The organism is Mycobacterium colombiense CECT 3035 (genome assembly GCF_002105755.1).
Lineage (GTDB): Bacteria > Actinomycetota > Actinomycetes > Mycobacteriales > Mycobacteriaceae > Mycobacterium > Mycobacterium colombiense.
This window is the reverse complement of sequence record NZ_CP020821.1, coordinates 1,161,745-1,178,113: the sequence shown is the minus strand read 5'-3', so window position 1 is coordinate 1,178,113 and position 16,369 is coordinate 1,161,745. Positions and strand designations below refer to the sequence as shown.

Sequence of the window (16,369 nt, the reverse complement as noted above, 5' to 3'; positions counted from 1 at the left end):
GAGGAGACGCCATGAGGCACGATCCTGCCGACCACGATCGGACCACCGACCGACCCGCGCCAACACCCGGGCTCCTCGTGGTCGCCGCAGCCGCGCTGGCCTTCGCGGTGTGCGTGGCGAATTTCGCGCTGGGTGAGGCCGGCGCCGGGGTTGCCGCTGCCATCATCTCGATGCTCGCGTTCGGGGCCGGCCTGTCCTGGCTTGCGATGGACCGCAGGCGAATTCGCGACGCCGAGCGGCAATGGGTGATCAGGCACCCGGCCCGATAGGCGGCTACTGCAGGGCCGCGAGGTTGTTCACCGACTTTTGCACGTCGGAGCGCAGCACCCGGGCGACCAATCCCCCGACCGGCCCGCTGAGCAAACCACCACCGAGATCGGCGGTCAGGTGGAACGTCGAGCCGGGGTGGTCATCGCCGACGCTCATCGCCACCGTGAGGCGGATGCCGCCGCGGCCGCGGCCTCGCAACTCGATCGCCTTCGGCTCGTCGTACCGCGTGACCTCCCAGTGAATGATGTTGCGGAAACCCTTGACCTTGACGCACGACGAGACGCAGGTGCCCTTCTCGATCTTGTCGGGCACCGGCCCGCGCCATCCGGCGAAAATCGTCATCCACTCGTCGAATCGATCCAGATCGGACGCCAGCTTCCAGGCTGCTTCCGGCTCCACCTGCGACTTCACCGAGACATCTACGCGAGCCAAGTCTTCCTCCCCGGACGGATCAGAAACGCCACCGCACCACCTGCCGGCGACAACACACATTCGTGGCTGGGTACCCCGCCACCGTCGCGCGTATTCGTGGGCCCCGACGCCCGGGGCGGGACGGTGGCGACCCGCTTCGCCCGGCTACGCCGCGCTCGCGATCGCCACTCGCCGATGGTGGCGACCCGCTTCGCCCGGCTACGCCGCGCTCGCGATCGCCACTAGCCGATGGTGGCGACCCGCTTCGCCCGGCTACGCCGCGCTCGCGATCGCCACTAGGGCCAGGCCTGCTCCAGCTGCTGAGCCACGTCGATGATCTGCGCCGCCTGCGACTGGGGCGCGTCGATCTCGGCCGCGACGTACTGCGCGATGAACCGCCGGATCTCGCCGTCGACGCCGGCCAGGATCCGCAGCACCTCGCCGCGGATCGACTTCGACGACACGTTGACGGTGATGTCGGAGGGCCGCGGTTTGGCGACGTCGACGATCAGCAACAGCGGTTCGGCCGCGCGCGCCGTCGCGCGCAACTGGATGTCCCCGGACACCACAAATCGCTGCTTGTCGAGCCACAGGTCGACCAAAAGGTCGATCGAGAGCGGAATGTGGATGACGAACGTGATGCTGTCGCCGAGTCGCCGAGTGACCCGGGGGTCCTGAATCTTGACGTTGGCGCTGACTTTGGCGATCCCACCCGGCCCCTGCGCTATCGGCTCCATGGCGAACTCGCTGCCGGCGATGTCGGCGAACGCGTTTGCGACCCGCTCGGGGGTGACGGCCACCTCGAAGAACCTGCGGCCAAACTCTTCGTAGGTGACATAATCGTGGTTCGTCATAGGCTTATACCGTCTCATGTCACCTGCCGGAACGGTCGCTGATCTGCTCGCGTCGCAGGAATTCCGCGCCAGATCCCCTTTCGTCGAACCAGCAAATCCGGCGGGCGATCCGTGTCCGATCCGACGGGTTTGTGAAGCGCACCACAGGCGGGGCACTTCGATTCGATGTGTCGGGCGGTGGCCTGCAAGGCTTGATGGTGGAGGTGTTTTCAGTCTCATGCCCCAGGAAGTAACTGAGCAGCGCACGGGCCTGGTGTCGGGGATGCTTATCTGGCTTGGTGGTGGACACCGGCCCGAACTGGGCGAGCGTCACGAACGGTCCGCCCACGCCGTCGCGGGCGCGGTCGCATTGTTGGGCGCGGTGTTGGCCTGGCTCGTCGCGACCCTGGCGATCTGCGGATCGGTCCGCTGGCCGCTGCCGGCCGTCGTCCCGTTCACCCTCGTCTTCGGCCTGCTGGTCGGCGCCATCACCCGCGGCACGATCCCGGGGCCGGAACGCAGCCGACCTGGCGTCATCGGACGCGCCGCGGTGGCGGGGCGGTGGGCGTCGTCGTCGGTGAGCTCGCGGCCCTGGTCATTCTGTCCAGCCCCATCCAGCACCGGCTCGACGAGCGGGCATTGCGCAACGCCGAATCGACCCCGGCCGTCGCGCAGGCGGCGGCGTCGCTACAGCAGACCAGGGACGCCCGCGCCGCGCTCGACGCCGCCGTCGCACAGGCCAGGGACCGCCAGGACAAGGCCTTGGTCGTCGCCCGCTGTGAATACCACCCGACGCCCGGGTGCCCGCAGACCCGGATCACCGGTGTCCCCGGTGCCGGACCCGAAACCCGCACGGCCAACGATCTTCTCGCCGATGCCCAGCGCGAACTGGACGCCGCCCTGGCGGCCAGGGACGGCCGCGCACCGGACCTGGACGCCACGATCTCGCGACAGGAGGGTGCGCTGCGCGCCGCGCGGGACGCCGTCGTGGCGGACGCCGGCCGGGGCCTCGGCGCGCGCTGGGTCGCGATGAACGACCTCACCTTCGCCGAGGCCGGGGCGGTGAGCCTGCGGGTGCTGACGGTCGCGCTGTGCGTGCTGCTCTACCTGACGCCGCTGATCCTGGGGTTGTGGCGCGGCGAGACGACCCACGATCGCCGGGCCAGCTCACGCGCCGAGCGCGAACGCGCCGAACTCGACGCGGACACCGCCATCGCGGTCAAGCGGGCCGAGGTGCGCCGCGAGGCCGAAATCCTCTGGGCCGAGCACCAACTCACGCAGGCCCGGCTCGCCATCGAGGCGCAGATCGAGATCGACCGCGAGCAGCAGCGCCGCCGGGTTTCCGAAGCCCTGGACGCTCCGGCGCACGCGCCGTCGCGGCGGGCCTTCGAGCCGGCCGACGACGACGTATATCTGCCGATCGCCGCCGAGGCCGAGGCGGCCAGCCGGGCGCTCACCCAACTGCCCGCGCCCCAGTCGGCAGCCGGCCCGGGTGATGCCCAGCCGGCGGATGTTCCGGAGAACCTGCCCGCTCCCCTGCCGACGGGCGGCGAGGTCGAGGCCCACGAGGAACGGAATGTGCCGTCGATCCCGTCGATTCCGGACGCCACCAAGGCCGCGGCCCGGTGGATTCGCCCGCTGGTGCCGCCGTTCGTCGCGAAGGTGATCGACACCACCACCCAGCCACTGCGTACCGCGCGCCAGGTGTTCGAAGGCGTCCTCGAAGAGACCGAAGAGATCACGTTCACGCTCAAGCGCAGCCGCAGGGTGACGGTCAACTCGGAGGCCTCGGACACCGAGCTCTCCGGCCGGCCCGCGGACCCCGAAACCCGCTCGGCACGGACGGACTTCGTTGCCTCGTCGCGGCAAGAACCCGGCAGCCGAGCCCACCGGCGGGTGACCGGACGCCATTCCCAGCCGTCCCTGCCGCGGCCGGCCGCAGAAGATGCGGATCACTTGTCGGTGGAGTCCGCGGACGGCGGCCGCCGGCGTGCGCTGACGAAGCGGGACGGGCCGCCCGAATTGGATCCGCCGGACGGGCCGCGCCAGCTGCCGCCGCCGCCGACGTAGGGCAACCTCAGCGGAACAGCCTTATCCCGTAGTCGATTTCGGACGCCGGTAGCGTGGCGGCGCGGCCCCTTCGCCACCGCCGGGCACCGCGTGCGCGCGTCGGCCACTGCAACCGGAGCCGGGAAGCGTCGCCCCGCGAGGGCAGTTTCGGGTCGATGTCGCCGTCGATGGTGTTGAAGTTGGAGGCGGCCGGGTTACCCCTCGAAAGCTCGGCCGCCCCAACGTCTTGGCGCGCGCTCAACGGGTCAGAGCGGCGGATTTGAACAGCGGCCCCCACTCATGGCGGGCCGCGGATTGCGCGTCGACGAAGCTGGGAGTCTTCTCGCCGTCGCCCGCCAGGTGGACCAGCGCCCACGCCATGGCGAATACCGGTACTTTGTGCCGGATTGCCGCGCTGTGCAATTCGTCCAAAGCGGCATCGGATGGACACCGGCGAAGGCCGATGAGGATGCCCCGCGCGGTGTCGAGGATGCGACCGGAATTCGGGCCACACGAAGTTTGGGCGGGAACCCAGCTCGTCGTCATGCTTTGATACCTCCTGCTGCGCCCTCGCGAAACCCGCTACTCGCGTAACGGCAGGAATTCGTGCGCTTCGTCGCGGCCGCAATCCCCAAAAGGCGCCCTGTGCAATGATTTGCGGATCCGTCGCGTTGTGCCAGTGTGTCATTGACATTGATATGCGGCTGTGACCGTTTCGGAACAGGCCGCACATCAACAAAATTCGCGACACGTGGTAGCGAAACAGGCTGTGAAACAGCGCGATCAGTCGCTGACCACGCCTTGCGGCTCGCTACAGGATCGCCTTGGCTTCCTTCGCCCTGGCGATGTCGTCCCAGCCGACGTCCAGTTCCAGCAGGATCTCTTCGGTGTGTTGCCCGTGCTCCGGGGCGCGCGCGGGAGACGGTGGCGTCTCATTGAATTGGACTGGCGCGGCCACGATTCGGTACTTCTCGCCGTAATCGTCGACATTGGTGACCACATATCCATTGGGTTCGACCTGCGGGTCGTTGAGGGTCTCCCGTGGCGTCGCGAGCGCGCCCCACACGCCCGGCTCGTCATCGAGCACCGCCTGCCAGTGCGCAAGGTCGTGGCTCGCGAAGGTGTTCGCCAGCAGCTCGGTGGCCGCTGCCGCGTTGGCGATCAGGTTGCCGGACGGGACGAATCGCTCGTCGTCGGCCAGCTCCACCAGGCCGATGCGCCGGCAGAAGCCCGCCCAGTATTTGTCGGGCTGGAGAAACACCAGCTGGATCCACCTGTCGTCTTTCGTCTTGTACCGATTGACGAGCGGATTGATGGCCAGGCCCGGCGGTGCACCCGGGATCCCGTCGATATCGAAGAAGTCGGCCGCACAAATCGACGGCGCTATCGACCACATCGCCTGTGCCAGCAGCGATGAGTCGACAATCGTCGGTTCGCCGGTGCGTTCCCGGTGAAACAGCGCGGCGCACACCCCGCCGGCCAGCGTCGCCCCACCCTGCAGGTCACCGAAGCCGGGCCCCTGGACCGCGGGCGTCTCGCTGCCGAACGGGGTGAGCGTGTAGGCGACCCCGCCCCGCGCCAGGTATGTCGCCGCATCGAATCCGCCCCGATCGCGGTCGGGACCGCGGACCCCCAGCCCGGTGCCGCGGGCGATGATGATGTTCGGGTTGAACGCGCGGATGTCGTCGACGGTCAGCCGGGCCCGCTCGAGCGCGCCGGGCAGCCAATTGGTCAAGAACACATCGGCACTGGCCAGGAGCCGGCCGAACAGCTCGCGACCGGTTTCCGACTTGATGTCGACGGCGATGCTGCGCTTGCCGCGGTTGCCCAGTTCGAGGATGAAGTCCGCATCCGGGCGGGCCGCTTGCCGGGTGAACCCGCCGACGACCAGCGCGCGGCCCGGATCGCCGGTGGCGACGCCTTCCACCTTGATGACGTCGGCGCCCCAGTCCGATAGGGCGGCACCGGCGGACGGCACGTAGGTCCACGATGCCAGTTCGACAACCCGCACGCCTCGAAGGACTCCCCCGTGCCCGTCAGCCATCGCCCATCCCCTCGTCGCGGCCATTCCTTGCTATTTTAGATATTCTAGCTAGTCTTGGGCGTAGTGATAGCCCATCTGCAGGTCAGCGCAGTTTTCCGTGGAAGAGATGCGATGGAGCCGACCGAAGGTCGCATTCCGACGCCCACCGCGATGGCCGCGTGCCGCGAGGCGGCACCGGCGGGCGAGAAGTCGATTCGGTCCAGCCGCAATGTCGGCCGCGACAGCGAATGGTGTTGGGCCCCAATACGGGTCGTGATGTAGACACACGGACGAAGGACGTGCGATGGGCAGAGTGACGGGCAAGGTGGCCGTGATCAGTGGCGCCGCGCGCGGTCAGGGCCGTTCACACGCGCGGATGCTGGCCGCCGAGGGTGCCGACATCATCGCCGTGGACCTGTGTGCGGATATCGACACCAACGAGTATCCGCTGGCCCGTCCCGAGGACCTGGACGAAACGGCGCGGCTGGTGGAGAAGGAGGGCCGGCGTGCCCACACCGCGATCGCCGACGTCCGCGACCGCGTCGCCCTGTCCGCGGCCATCGACGAGGGCGTGGCCGAATTCGGGCACCTCGACGTCGTGGTCGCCAACGCCGGCATCTGCCCTCTGACGGCGGGCCTGCCGCCGAAGGCCTTCGCCGACGCGGTGGACGTGGATCTGGTGGGCGTGCTCAACCTGGTCCACGCCAGCCTCAAACACCTGCAGTCGGGCGCGTCGATCGTGGTCATCGGTTCCAACGCGGCCTTCATGTCGTCGATGAACACCACCGGCATCGACGGCGGCCCCGGCGGGGCCGGCTATGCCTTCGCGAAACTGGCTGCCGCGCATTATGTCAACGACTTCGCGCTGGCGCTCGCCCCGTTCTCCATCCGGATGAACGCGGTACATCCGACGAATGTCAACACCGACATGTTGCACAGCCCGCCGATGTACCGGGCGTTCCGGCCCGACCTGAAGGAACCGACCCGCGTGGACGCCGAACCCGTCTTCCCGTTCGTCCAGGCGATGCCGATCCCCTACGTCGAGCCCGAGGACATCAGCGAGGCCGTGCTGTTCCTCGCCTCCGACGCCGCCCGCTACATCACCGGCCAGCAACTCCGCGTGGACGGCGGCGGCTTCCTCAAGGTCAAGCCGTGGTCGGGCGCGTGACTGCGGTGGCACCGAACATAGTGCACCACAATGGGATTACTCGATGACCGACGACCGCTCCGTTCAACGGCACCTCTACGCGCTGATGGCGCTGATGAAGGCCGCCGACGACCGGCTGTCCAAGGGAATCGGTACCGGGGAGTTCATGTGCGTGTACTGGCCGTCGCGCGGCCAGGAGGCGATCGCCGCCGCGATGGGTGTGGCCCTGCGGCCCGACGACCAGCTGGTGACCACCTACCGCGGGCTGCACGACCTGATCGGCAAGGGGGTGCCGCTCGAGGAGATCTACGGCGAGATGATGGGCCGCACCGTCGGCGCGAGCCGGGGCAAGGGCGGCACCATGCACATCGCCAAACCCGAGGTCGGCGTGATGCTTTCGACCGGCATTGTCGGGGCCGGGCCGCCGGTGGCGGTGGGGCTGGCGATGGCCGCCAAGCACAAGGGGCTCGACCGGGTCACCGTGGTGAGCTTCGGCGACGGTGCCACCAACACCGGTTCCTTCCACGAGGCGGCCAACATGGCCGCGCTCTGGGATCTGCCAATGGTGTTCGTCTGCCAGAACAACCTGTACGCCGAGATGACACCGACCACAGACACGATGAAGCTCGAGCGGGTGGCCGATCGGGCGGCGGGGTACGGGATGCCGGGTGTGCGCGTCGACGGCAACGATCCGCTGGCGGTGAAGGCCGCGCTGGACCAGGCGCTGCAACGGGCCCGCGAGGGCGGCGGCCCCACGTTCATCGAAGCCGTGACCTTCCGCTTCCGCGGCCACTATTTCGGCGACCGGGCGCCCTACATCCCCGCCGAACAACTCGAGGCGGCGCTGGCCGCCGACCCGGTGCCACGCTTCCGCCGGCATCTCGCGGACGCGGGCGTATGCGGCGAAGACGAACTGGCCCGGATCGAGGGCGAGGCACTGGCCGCGGTGGAGTCCGCGCTGCAGACCGTGATGAACGCCGAGTCGCCGCCGGCCGACGAACTCGGCCGGGACGTGTACGCAACCCCGATCAGGTATCCGGTGTAAAGGCATGGACGACAAGGAGATGACGATGCGCGAGGCGCTCAACCTCGCGCTGGATCAGGCGCTCGCGTCCGACGAGCGGGTGTTCCTCCTCGGCGAGGACATCGCCGATCCCGGCGCATCCGGCCCGACCGCGGGGCTGTCGACGAAATACGGCCACGACCGCGTGCTGGACACCCCGATTTCGGAGGCCGCGATCCTGGGCGCGGCCGTCGGGGCCGCGATCGACGGTCTGCTGCCCGTCGCCGAGATCATGATCATGGATTTCATCGGCATCGCCGCCGATCAGCTGATCAACAACGCCGCCAAACTGCGGTTCATGACGGCCGGACGCACGTCGGCGCCGATCACCGTCCGCACTCAGGTGTACGCCGGCCTGGCCACCGGCGCGACGCATTCGCAGAGCCTGGAGGCGTGGTTCATGCACATCCCCGGGATGAAGGTGATCGTGCCGTCCACCCCGCGCGACGGCAAGGGGCTGCTGACGTCGGCGATCTTCGACCCCGACCCCTGCCTGTTCATCGAGACCGTCCGGTTGCAGAGCAAGAAGGGTCCTGTGCCCCTCGAACCCGGCTTCTCGATCCCGCTGGGCCAGGCCGAGATCAAGCGGCCGGGCGCCGACGTCAGCCTGATCGGTTACGGACGCTGCGTGCACGACGCGCTCACCGCCGCGGCCACGCTGGCCGAGGGCGGCGTCAGCGCCGAGGTCGTCGACCTGCGCACCCTGGTCCCCCTCGATGTCGAGACCATCGTCGACTCTGTCCGGCGCACCCGCCGGGCCGTCATCGTGCACGACGCGGTCCAATTCGGCGGTCCCGGAGCCGAAATCGCCGCGACGCTGTCCACCGAACTTTTCGGTGAACTCTCCGCGCCCATCGAGCGGGTCGCCGCTCGGTTCGCGCCCAATCCGGCCGCGGCGGCCCTCGAGGCGCAGGTGTACCCGTCGCCGGCGCGCATCGTGGCGGCCGCCCAGCGCACCCTGGCACGGGCGAATGCGCATGGCTGACTTCATCATTCGTATCCCCCGGGTCTCGGTGGCGGTCTCCGAGGCCGAACTCACCGGCCTGCTGATCGGCGCCGGTGAGCACGTCGAGGAGGGCACGCCCATCTACGTGATCGCCACCGAGAAGGTGGAGCAGGAGATCGAGGCGGGGGCCTCCGGCATCGTGCGCTGGACGGGGCAGGTCGGGACTACGTACGACATCGGCGCCGAAATCGGCGTCATCACGACTAAGGAAGGGTAAGCCCTATGGATCTCAACGAGACCCGCGAGAGAATCATCTACGAAAAGGACGGCCCGATCGCCCGCGTCACGCTGAACTGGCCGGAGAAGGCCAACGCCCAGGACCAGAAGCTGGCCGAGGAGGTCGACGCCGCACTGCTGGACGCCGACCGCGACTACGACATCAAGGTGCTGGTGCTCAAGGCCAACGGCAAGGGCTTCTGCTCCGGGCACGCGATCGGCAACAACGCCGTCGACTACCCGTCGTTCGTCGAGAACGCCATGGTCACGGGCCACCCGTGGAAGGCGCAGTCGGACCTCTTCGTCAAGCCGACCCTGAACCTGTGGGAATTCTCCAAGCCCACCATCGCGCAGGTGCACGGCTACTGCGTGGGCGGCGGCACCCACATGGGCCTGACCACCGACATCGTCATCGCGTCCGACGACGCCTACTTCTCCTACCCGCCGCTGCAAGGGTTCGGCATGCCATCCGGCGAATGTTCCATCGAGCCTTGGGTCTTCATGAACTGGCGCCGCGCCGCCTACTACCTGTTCACCGCCGAGGTGATCGACGCCAAGAGGGCCCTCGAGGTCGGCCTGGTCAACGAGGTCGTCCCGCGTGACCAGCTCGACGACCGCGTCGAGGCCATCGCCCGGCACATCGCCCAGGCCCCGTTGACGACCCTGATGCTCACCAAGGCCAACCTCAAACGCGCCTGGGAGCTGATGGGCATGCGGGTGCACTGGCAGAGCTCCAACGACCTCGTCGCCCTCGCCTCGATCAGCAAGGACGTGCAGCAGCTGATCCAGACCGTGTTCAAGGACAAGGTGCTGCCGTCCGAGCACGCCCGGCGCCAGGCCGCGGCCGCCGCCCAGACCGACGGCGCCGCAGCGACATAGGCCCACCGGTGAACATCGCCGATCACGCGATCACAGCCGCACAGTCGCCGGCGCTGGTGGCCGACGGCGGCACGATCTCGTACGGCGAACTGTACGCCCGCAGCCAGCGGGTGGCCGCCGTGTTGCACGAGGCGGGCCTGCGCCGCGGCGACGGCGTGGCCCTGGTTCTGCCCAACCGGCCGGAGTTCTTCGAAATCACCTGGGGCGCCCAGCTTTCCGGCCTCTACTACACCGCGGTCAACACCCATTTCCTGCCCGACGAGGTCGGCTACGTCATCGACGATTCGGACGCCAAGGCGGTCTTCCTCGACGCCTCGATGCCCGAACTGGGCGTCCACATCCGCGCGGCCAACGCCGCGGTGCGCGCGCGCATCGCGATCGGCGGAGCCCTGCCGGGCTGGCGATGCTACGAGGACGCGCTGGCGTCCGCGGGCGACGCCCCACCGGTATCGGACGGGTCGGAGATGCTCTACTCGTCCGGCACCACCGGACGACCCAAGGCGGTGCGACGACCGCTTCCCGTCGACGGCAATGGATCCTGGGCGCAGTCGGTGCTCGAGATGGCGCTCATCCACAAATACGGGATGAGCCCATCGAGCGTGTACCTGTCCCCCGCGCCGCTGTATCACGCGGCGGGGGTGAACTACACCATGGCGGTCCACCGGGTCGGCGCCGCGTCGATCCTCATGCGCAAATTCGACGCCGAAACGGTGTTGCGTCTCATCCAGACCCACCGGGTGACCCACGCGCAGTTCGTGCCCACGATGTTCGTGCGCATGCTCAAGTTGCCCGCAGCGGTCCGGGAACGCTATGACGTGTCGAGCCTGCGGTGCGTCATTCACGCCGCGGCGCCGTGCCCGGTCGACGTCAAACACCGGATGATGGAGTGGTTCGGACCCATCATCCACGAATACTACGGTGGCACCGAGGGATTCGCGGGGACCACCATCGGGCCGCGGGAGTGGCTCGCGCATCCCGGTTCGGTGGGGATCCCGACGGCCCCGGTGCACGTGGTCGGCGAGGACGGGCGGGAACTGCCCGTCGGCGAATCCGGCGAGCTCTATTTCGAAGGCGGACCCAACTTCGAATACTTCAAGGATCCCGCCAAGACCGCGTCGGTGTACAACGACCGAGGGTGGCGATCGCTCGGCGACATGGGCTATGTCGACTCAGACGGGTTCCTGTACCTCACCGACCGGTCCACGTTCACGATCGTCTCCGGCGGGGTCAACATCTATCCGCAAGAGGCGGAGAATCTGCTCGTCATGCATCCGAAGCTCCTCGACGCGGCGGTATTCGGGGTTCCCAACGACGAATTCGGTGAAGAGGTCAAGGCCGTCGTACAGCCGGCCGACGGCGTGGTGCCCGGTCCCGAGCTCGCGGCCGAACTCATCGAATACTGCCGGGCCCGCCTGGCCGGGTACAAGTGCCCGCGCAGCATCGAGTTCGACTCCCTGCCCCGCGACCCGAACGGAAAGCTGTACAAGAGACGCATCCGCGACCGTTACTGGCAGGGGCGGGTATCACGGATCTTGTGATGTGACACAAGGGATGACGAGATGGCTATAGGAATGGGCAACGAGGTCGCCAACGCACCAACCCCGCGCCGGCCGGGTGCCAATTGGACGCCGCTACCGGTGCCGTGGGCGGTGCAGACCGCCGATCGAATCCCCAAGCAGCGCTACTACGACCCGGATTTCTACGCGCTGGAATGCGACATGTTCTGGCCGCGGGTATGGCAGATGGCGTGCCGGCTCGAGGAGATTCCCAAGGCCGGCGATTTCGTCGAATACGAGATCCTCGACGAGTCGATCATCGTGGTGCGGGTGGACGCCGGCACCGTGCGCGCCTACCACAACGCCTGCCGCCATCGGGGCGTGAAGCTGGTGGAGGGCAACGGGAATCGGCGCACCTTCGTGTGTCCGTTCCACGGTTGGTGCTGGGGCGTCGACGGCCGCAATACGTTCGTGCTGCGGCCCGAGGCGTTCACGGAAGAGAACATGACCGGCGACGACCTGCGGCTGGTGTCCGTGCGCTGCGAGCTCTGGGGTGGTTGCGCGTGGATCAACCTCGACGACGACGCACCGGCGTTGCGCGACTGGATGGAGCCCTTCGCGACGACCTACGACGCGTGGCAGGTGGACTCGCTGCGCGTGGAGTGGTGGCAATCGTGCCGGCTTCCGGTGAACTGGAAGCTGGCGACCGCGGCGTTCATGGAGGGCTACCACGTCCCGCAGACGCACCCGCAACTGCTGCCGTCCGCGCAGACCGGCGAGCCTTCCGCGGCAGTGCATCCCGTCGTCGCCAGCAGCCTGTATTTCATGCGCACGCTCGGTGAGGGCATGGGCGGCATGACGCACGAAAACGACATCCGCATCGCCGAGGGCCTGCAGAACATCGAGTTGCCGGCCGACCCGGCGGCGGCCATGGCCGCCTGGCGCAGCGCGCTCAACGATGCCGTCGTCAACTGGCACCGCGCCCGCGGCAGCGGCATGCCCGATCTCAACGACCTGGTCCGTCGCGGGATCACCGACGCGATCGGATTCGCGTTCCCGCACCACTTCATCCTGCCGACCTACAGCAGCGCATCGTCATATCGCATCCGTCCCCTGGGACCCGAGGACACGCTGTTCGAGATCTGGTCGCTCACCCGGTTCCCCGCGGACGAGTCGGCCGGCAAGCCGACGCCCCCGAGCCGATGCCGCCCGACGATCCGCGCTGGCCGCCCATCCCCGCCCAGGATTTCTCCAACCTGCCCAGGCAGCAGAAGGGGTTGCATTCCAAGGGCTTTGAGTTCATGCGCCTGTCCGACCAGATCGAGGGCCTGATCTCGAATTTCGAGCGGGTCATCGACGGTTTCCTCGCCGGCCTGCCATACGCCACCCTGCTGCCCGCCATCCAGAAGACCAACACCACCATCGACATACCGATCGCCGATCTCGGGTTCGGCTCGGAGGCGCCATGACCACCCGGTGGGACCACTGCGTGGACCTGGTCATCGCCGGCAGCGGCGGAGGCGGCATGGTCGCGGGCCTGGCCGCGCTGGATTGCGGGCTCGAACCGCTGATCATCGAAAAGCAGCCGCTGGTCGGCGGTTCGACGGGGCTGTCGGGCGGCATCGTCTGGCTGCCGAACAATCCGTTGATGCGGGCCGACGGCATCGCGGACTCACACGAGGACGGCCTGGCCTACCTGACCGACGTGGTCGGCGACATCGGCGCGGCCTCCTCCCCCGAGCGTCGCGAGATGTTCCTCACCGCCGGCTTCGAGATGATCAACTTCCTCACCCGCAAGGGCGTCCGACTGATCCGGTGTGCGGGCTGGAGCGACTACTACCCGAACCACAAGGGCGGCAACGCGTCCGGCCGCGCCGTCGAGGGCATCCCGTTCGACGCCGCGAGGCTGGGTGCGTGGCGCGACAAGGTGCAGCCGCCGCTGGCCAAGAACTACGGGTATGTGGTACTGACCAACGAATTGCGGTCCGTTCAGTATTTCAACCGCGCGCCGCGCGCCTTCGCCGTCGCATCGCGGGTATTCCTGCGCACCGCGCTGGCGCGGGCCCGGCGCCGAAGGCTCCTCACCAACGGCGCGTCGCTGATCGCTCAGATGCTCAAGGCGCTGATCGATCTCAGCGACGGGAATCCCCCGCTGTGGACCGATGCCGCGATGGCCGACTTGGTCGTCGACGACGGCCGGGTGGTCGGCGTGCGTGTGGTCCGCGATGGGCGCACGGTGACTGTCCAGGCCCGAAAAGGGGTCCTATTGGCCGCCGGCGGTTTCGGCCACAACCCGGAGATGCGGCGCCGGTACAGCGGTAATCAGCCCAACGAAGGGAAGTGGTCGATCGCCAACGCCGGCGACACCGGTGAGGTGCTCGAGGCGGCGATGCGGCTGGGCGCCAAGACCGACCTGTTGGACGAGGCGTGGTGGCTGCCTTCGGTTTTCATCGCCAACGGTGGTGCCGTCGCCGCGTCGCTGGGGTCCGGCCGTCAGCGGCCCGGCGCGATTTACGTCGACTCGACCGGCAGGCGGTTCTGCAACGAGTCCAACTCCTACGTCGAGGTCGGCAAGGCGATGTACGCGAACAAGGCCGTGCCGTGCTGGATGATCTTCGACGAGGGGTACGTGCGCCGATACGTCACCAGCGCGAATCCCCTGAAGCGAAATCAGCCGCTGCCCCCCGAGCTGATCGAGTCCGGCGCGGTCAGGTGCGCCGCGACGATTACCGACCTGGCCCGCGAGATCGACCTTCCCGCAGACGAATTGGCGATCACCATCGGGCGGTTCAACCAATTCGCGGCCAGGGGGCTGGACCCCGACTTCGGCCGGGGCCAGTCGGCCTACAACGACTGCCTGGGCGACCCCGGGTACCGGCCGAACGCCGCCATCGGTCCGCTGGACACCGCCCCGTACTACGCGACCCGGGTGCTCCCCGCCGACGTCGGGACGTGCGGCGGCGTGCTGACCAACGAGCACGCCCAGGTGCTCGATGAGCGCGATCGGGTGATCGAGGGCTTGTACGCGACCGGCAACACCACCGCGACCGTGATGGGGCGGACGTATCCGGGGGCCGGTGCGAGCATCGCCAGCTCGATGGTGTTCGGGTACGTCGCCGCCCGCCACGCGGCGGGACGCAAGCTGGCCGGCGAGATGAGCCGCTAGCTAAGCGCCGCCGGCGGGTCGGGTTTGTCGACGAATTCGCGCGGCTTCAGTCCCGACTGGATCAGCTCGGCCCGGCGCGCCTGCACGTCGCTCGCGGCGCCCACCATGTTCGTCAGGATGTGACTGACCTGCAGATGCACCCGCATGCCCATCAATTCCCATGCGCGCTTCACGTTGTTCTTGACCGCCATCAGCGTGGTCAACGGGATTTGGGCGATCTTGCGCGCCATCTCCTCCACGGTGTCCTCGAGCTCGTCGCGCGGCACCACCCTGTTGAGCAGGCCCCACTCCAGGGCCTGCTGCGCGGACAGCGTCGGCGCCAGCAGCAGCCAGTCCATGGTGCGATGCCAATTCATCAACAGCCACGGCTCGATCATGGTGTGCCCGCCGGGCTCGCCGAGGCTTTGGGCAAGCGGCATCTGGAAATAGGCGTCATCGGAGGCGACGCAGAAGTCGGTCAGCAACCCCAGGTAGATCCCGCCGCCCATGCAGTAACCGTGGATCTGCGAGATGGTCGGCTTGGGGAATTCCCACAGATACAGCGTCGGCCACAAAAAGAGATCGGCGGTGCCCTTGTACAGGTCCTCGAAGGTGTCCCCGAAATCCGGATAGGGATTCTCGTCCGGGCCCCAGCGCGCCACGTGGCCGCCGCAGAATCCGTTGCCGTTCGCCTTGAGGATGACGACCTTGATGTCCTTGTCGCGGTCGGCCTCGTGCAGGCAACTGTCGACCTCGCCGACCAACACCGCGTCCTTCGTATTGGCCTTGTCCACCCGGTTCAGAACGATCCGCGCAATCGGCGGTTCGCGCTCGTAAATGACCGCTTCCAGGACGCGCCGCTCCATCCTGGTGACACTACCGGAGACCGCAAGCCGCGAATTCGCTTTGTGGTTGCGCAATGTTCGCGGGAGGAGTGAAGTGTATGGAGGCGCTGGACTAGTCCGTCACGAATGGAGCTCAGATGGCGACTCCTTCGGACCGAGCGGCACGGCTCGACCTGATCGCCCGGCTGCAGTCCTCCTACCCCGAACTCCCCGACGCCCCCACGCCGGATCTCATTGACCACGAACGCTTCAGCGCGTACGTCAAGACTCCCCATGACGTCGGCGGCGAGCCGGACGCTCCCATCGAATTCGAGAACAAGCAGTACGAGATCTGGGAACACAACACGTACGTGATGTGTGAGGTGCTCGGCTGGCGTGGCATCTGGCTGTCCGAGGAACGACGCCGGATGGGCAACGTCGACCTGGGCCGCACCATCTATCTCGGCCTCCCCTACTACGGGCGCTGGCTGCTGGCGGTCGCCCGCGTCCTCGCCGAAAAGCACCACATCGGCCTCAGCGAATTAGCCGAACGCATGGCCGAGGTCAAGGACCGCTATGCGGGAGGCCTGCGCGGAAAACCCTTGGAGGCCAAGCCGAAGTCCGAAGGCGACCCCGCCGCCGTCACCCGCAACCGGCACCACCGCCACGCCGTCGGCAAAGGCGACCCCCAGGTGTTCGCCGGACAGGCCGGTGAACCCAGGTTCAGCGTGGGCGACAAGGTCGTGGTGCGGGATCTGCCCGTGCTGCTCTACACCCGCACCCAGGAGTACGTGCGCGGCGCGACGGGCGAGGTCGCGGTCGTGTCGTACGAAAGCCCGGCCGCCGAGGACGAAACCTGGGACGGGCCAGACCAACAACCCGAATGGTTCTACATCGTTCGGTTCAACCTGTCCGAGTTGTGGCATGGCTACACCGGACCGGGCAACGACACGTTGCAGACCGAGATCCCCGAGCGGTGGCTCGAATCGGCCGGATAGCGTCGGAAA

14 protein-coding genes and 3 pseudogenes are annotated in these 16,369 nt (G+C 67.9%); 12 read left to right on the top strand and 5 right to left on the bottom strand.

The genetic code is table 11. The annotated features are described in order from the left end of the window. The first annotated feature begins 11 nt into the window (after window positions 1-11). A complete protein-coding gene (locus B9D87_RS05460) occupies window positions 12-269 on the top strand; it encodes a hypothetical protein (protein ID WP_007771444.1) in 258 nt (85 codons plus the stop codon). 4 nt (window positions 270-273) lie between these two features. Here the strand turns inward: B9D87_RS05460 and B9D87_RS05455 are convergent, their stop codons facing one another. Next, on the bottom strand, window positions 274-702 hold the full coding sequence (locus B9D87_RS05455) for a type II toxin-antitoxin system Rv0910 family toxin (RefSeq protein WP_040629890.1): 429 nt from the start codon (window positions 700-702) through the stop codon (window positions 274-276). A 92-nt stretch (window positions 703-794) separates the two neighbouring features. Between B9D87_RS05455 and B9D87_RS27925 the strand changes: the two are divergent. Beyond that, window positions 795-1,025, top strand: a pseudogene (locus B9D87_RS27925) (gamma-glutamyl-gamma-aminobutyrate hydrolase family protein); the annotation flags it as partial. Here B9D87_RS27925 and B9D87_RS05445 read toward each other — a convergent pair. Then, window positions 978-1,535, bottom strand: a complete 558-nt coding sequence (locus tag B9D87_RS05445) for a hypothetical protein (RefSeq protein ID WP_040629891.1) — start codon at window positions 1,533-1,535, stop codon at window positions 978-980. The pseudogene B9D87_RS27925 and the gene B9D87_RS05445 sit on opposite strands and share 48 nt — an antisense overlap. 217 nt (window positions 1,536-1,752) lie before the next feature. Between B9D87_RS05445 and B9D87_RS05440 the strand changes: the two are divergent. Next, window positions 1,753-3,584 (top strand): annotated as a pseudogene (locus B9D87_RS05440) (DUF4407 domain-containing protein). 237 nt (window positions 3,585-3,821) lie between these two features. Here the strand turns inward: B9D87_RS05440 and B9D87_RS05435 are convergent. Both B9D87_RS05435 and B9D87_RS05430 read right to left on the bottom strand, forming a co-directional pair. Further along, on the bottom strand, window positions 3,822-4,109 hold the full coding sequence (locus B9D87_RS05435; protein WP_040629893.1) for an ANTAR domain-containing protein: 288 nt from the start codon (window positions 4,107-4,109) through the stop codon (window positions 3,822-3,824). A gap of 265 nt (window positions 4,110-4,374) precedes the next feature. After that, window positions 4,375-5,607, bottom strand: coding sequence for a CaiB/BaiF CoA transferase family protein (locus tag B9D87_RS05430; RefSeq protein WP_040629896.1), 1,233 nt, complete (start codon window positions 5,605-5,607; stop codon window positions 4,375-4,377). 283 nt (window positions 5,608-5,890) lie between these two features. On the opposite strand from B9D87_RS05430, the gene B9D87_RS05425 reads away from it, so the two are divergent. The 8 genes and pseudogenes from B9D87_RS05425 (at window position 5,891) to B9D87_RS05390 (ending at window position 14,559) form a co-directional block, all read left to right on the top strand. Continuing rightward, window positions 5,891-6,754 carry a mycofactocin-coupled SDR family oxidoreductase gene (locus B9D87_RS05425; RefSeq protein WP_007771454.1) on the top strand — a complete coding sequence of 288 codons (864 nt, stop codon included), beginning with the start codon at window positions 5,891-5,893 and terminating at the stop codon, window positions 6,752-6,754. Between the two features lie 43 nt (window positions 6,755-6,797). Further along, a complete protein-coding gene (locus tag B9D87_RS05420) occupies window positions 6,798-7,778 on the top strand; it encodes a thiamine pyrophosphate-dependent dehydrogenase E1 component subunit alpha (protein WP_007771455.1) in 981 nt (326 codons plus the stop codon). A gap of 4 nt (window positions 7,779-7,782) precedes the next feature. Beyond that, on the top strand, window positions 7,783-8,781 hold the full coding sequence (locus tag B9D87_RS05415; protein ID WP_007771456.1) for an alpha-ketoacid dehydrogenase subunit beta: 999 nt from the start codon (window positions 7,783-7,785) through the stop codon (window positions 8,779-8,781). After that, complete coding sequence (locus B9D87_RS05410; protein WP_007771457.1) at window positions 8,774-9,019, top strand: lipoyl domain-containing protein; 246 nt, start codon at window positions 8,774-8,776, stop codon at window positions 9,017-9,019. Before B9D87_RS05415 ends, B9D87_RS05410 begins: the two co-directional genes overlap by 8 nt. A gap of 5 nt (window positions 9,020-9,024) precedes the next feature. Beyond that, a complete protein-coding gene (locus B9D87_RS05405) occupies window positions 9,025-9,897 on the top strand; it encodes an enoyl-CoA hydratase-related protein (RefSeq protein WP_007771458.1) in 873 nt (290 codons plus the stop codon). Between the two features lie 8 nt (window positions 9,898-9,905). Beyond that, window positions 9,906-11,435 carry an acyl-CoA synthetase gene (locus B9D87_RS05400; RefSeq protein ID WP_007771460.1) on the top strand — a complete coding sequence of 510 codons (1,530 nt, stop codon included), beginning with the start codon at window positions 9,906-9,908 and terminating at the stop codon, window positions 11,433-11,435. A gap of 33 nt (window positions 11,436-11,468) precedes the next feature. Beyond that, a pseudogene (locus B9D87_RS05395) lies at window positions 11,469-12,862 on the top strand (aromatic ring-hydroxylating oxygenase subunit alpha). Continuing rightward, window positions 12,859-14,559 (top strand): FAD-binding protein, encoded by a 1,701-nt coding sequence (locus B9D87_RS05390; RefSeq protein WP_007771464.1) that lies wholly within the window; start codon window positions 12,859-12,861, stop codon window positions 14,557-14,559. The pseudogene B9D87_RS05395 and the gene B9D87_RS05390 overlap by 4 nt, the downstream one beginning before the upstream one ends. On the opposite strand, the gene B9D87_RS05385 is transcribed toward B9D87_RS05390, so the two are convergent. Next, window positions 14,556-15,404, bottom strand: coding sequence for an enoyl-CoA hydratase-related protein (locus B9D87_RS05385; RefSeq protein WP_007771466.1), 849 nt, complete (start codon window positions 15,402-15,404; stop codon window positions 14,556-14,558). The genes B9D87_RS05390 and B9D87_RS05385 overlap by 4 nt on opposite strands. Window positions 15,405-15,520: 116 nt before the next feature. Between B9D87_RS05385 and B9D87_RS05380 the strand changes: the two genes are divergently transcribed. Further along, a complete protein-coding gene (locus B9D87_RS05380) occupies window positions 15,521-16,360 on the top strand; it encodes an SH3-like domain-containing protein (RefSeq protein ID WP_007771468.1) in 840 nt (279 codons plus the stop codon). Window positions 16,361-16,369 lie beyond the last annotated feature (9 nt).

What these genes read in the sequence shown, in the direction of transcription:
- B9D87_RS05460 (WP_007771444.1), top strand. Translation starts at nt 12, where the DNA reads ATGAGGCACGATCCTGCCGACCACGATCGGACCACCGACCGACCCGCG.
- B9D87_RS05445 (WP_040629891.1), bottom strand. Translation starts at nt 1,535, where the DNA reads ATGACGAACCACGATTATGTCACCTACGAAGAGTTTGGCCGCAGGTTC.
- B9D87_RS05435 (WP_040629893.1), bottom strand. Translation starts at nt 4,109, where the DNA reads ATGACGACGAGCTGGGTTCCCGCCCAAACTTCGTGTGGCCCGAATTCC.
- B9D87_RS05430 (WP_040629896.1), bottom strand. Translation starts at nt 5,607, where the DNA reads ATGGCTGACGGGCACGGGGGAGTCCTTCGAGGCGTGCGGGTTGTCGAA.
- B9D87_RS05425 (WP_007771454.1), top strand. Translation starts at nt 5,891, where the DNA reads ATGGGCAGAGTGACGGGCAAGGTGGCCGTGATCAGTGGCGCCGCGCGC.
- B9D87_RS05420 (WP_007771455.1), top strand. Translation starts at nt 6,798, where the DNA reads ATGACCGACGACCGCTCCGTTCAACGGCACCTCTACGCGCTGATGGCG.
- B9D87_RS05415 (WP_007771456.1), top strand. Translation starts at nt 7,783, where the DNA reads ATGGACGACAAGGAGATGACGATGCGCGAGGCGCTCAACCTCGCGCTG.
- B9D87_RS05410 (WP_007771457.1), top strand. Translation starts at nt 8,774, where the DNA reads ATGGCTGACTTCATCATTCGTATCCCCCGGGTCTCGGTGGCGGTCTCC.
- B9D87_RS05405 (WP_007771458.1), top strand. Translation starts at nt 9,025, where the DNA reads ATGGATCTCAACGAGACCCGCGAGAGAATCATCTACGAAAAGGACGGC.
- B9D87_RS05390 (WP_007771464.1), top strand. Translation starts at nt 12,859, where the DNA reads ATGACCACCCGGTGGGACCACTGCGTGGACCTGGTCATCGCCGGCAGC.
- B9D87_RS05385 (WP_007771466.1), bottom strand. Translation starts at nt 15,404, where the DNA reads ATGGAGCGGCGCGTCCTGGAAGCGGTCATTTACGAGCGCGAACCGCCG.
- B9D87_RS05380 (WP_007771468.1), top strand. Translation starts at nt 15,521, where the DNA reads ATGGCGACTCCTTCGGACCGAGCGGCACGGCTCGACCTGATCGCCCGG.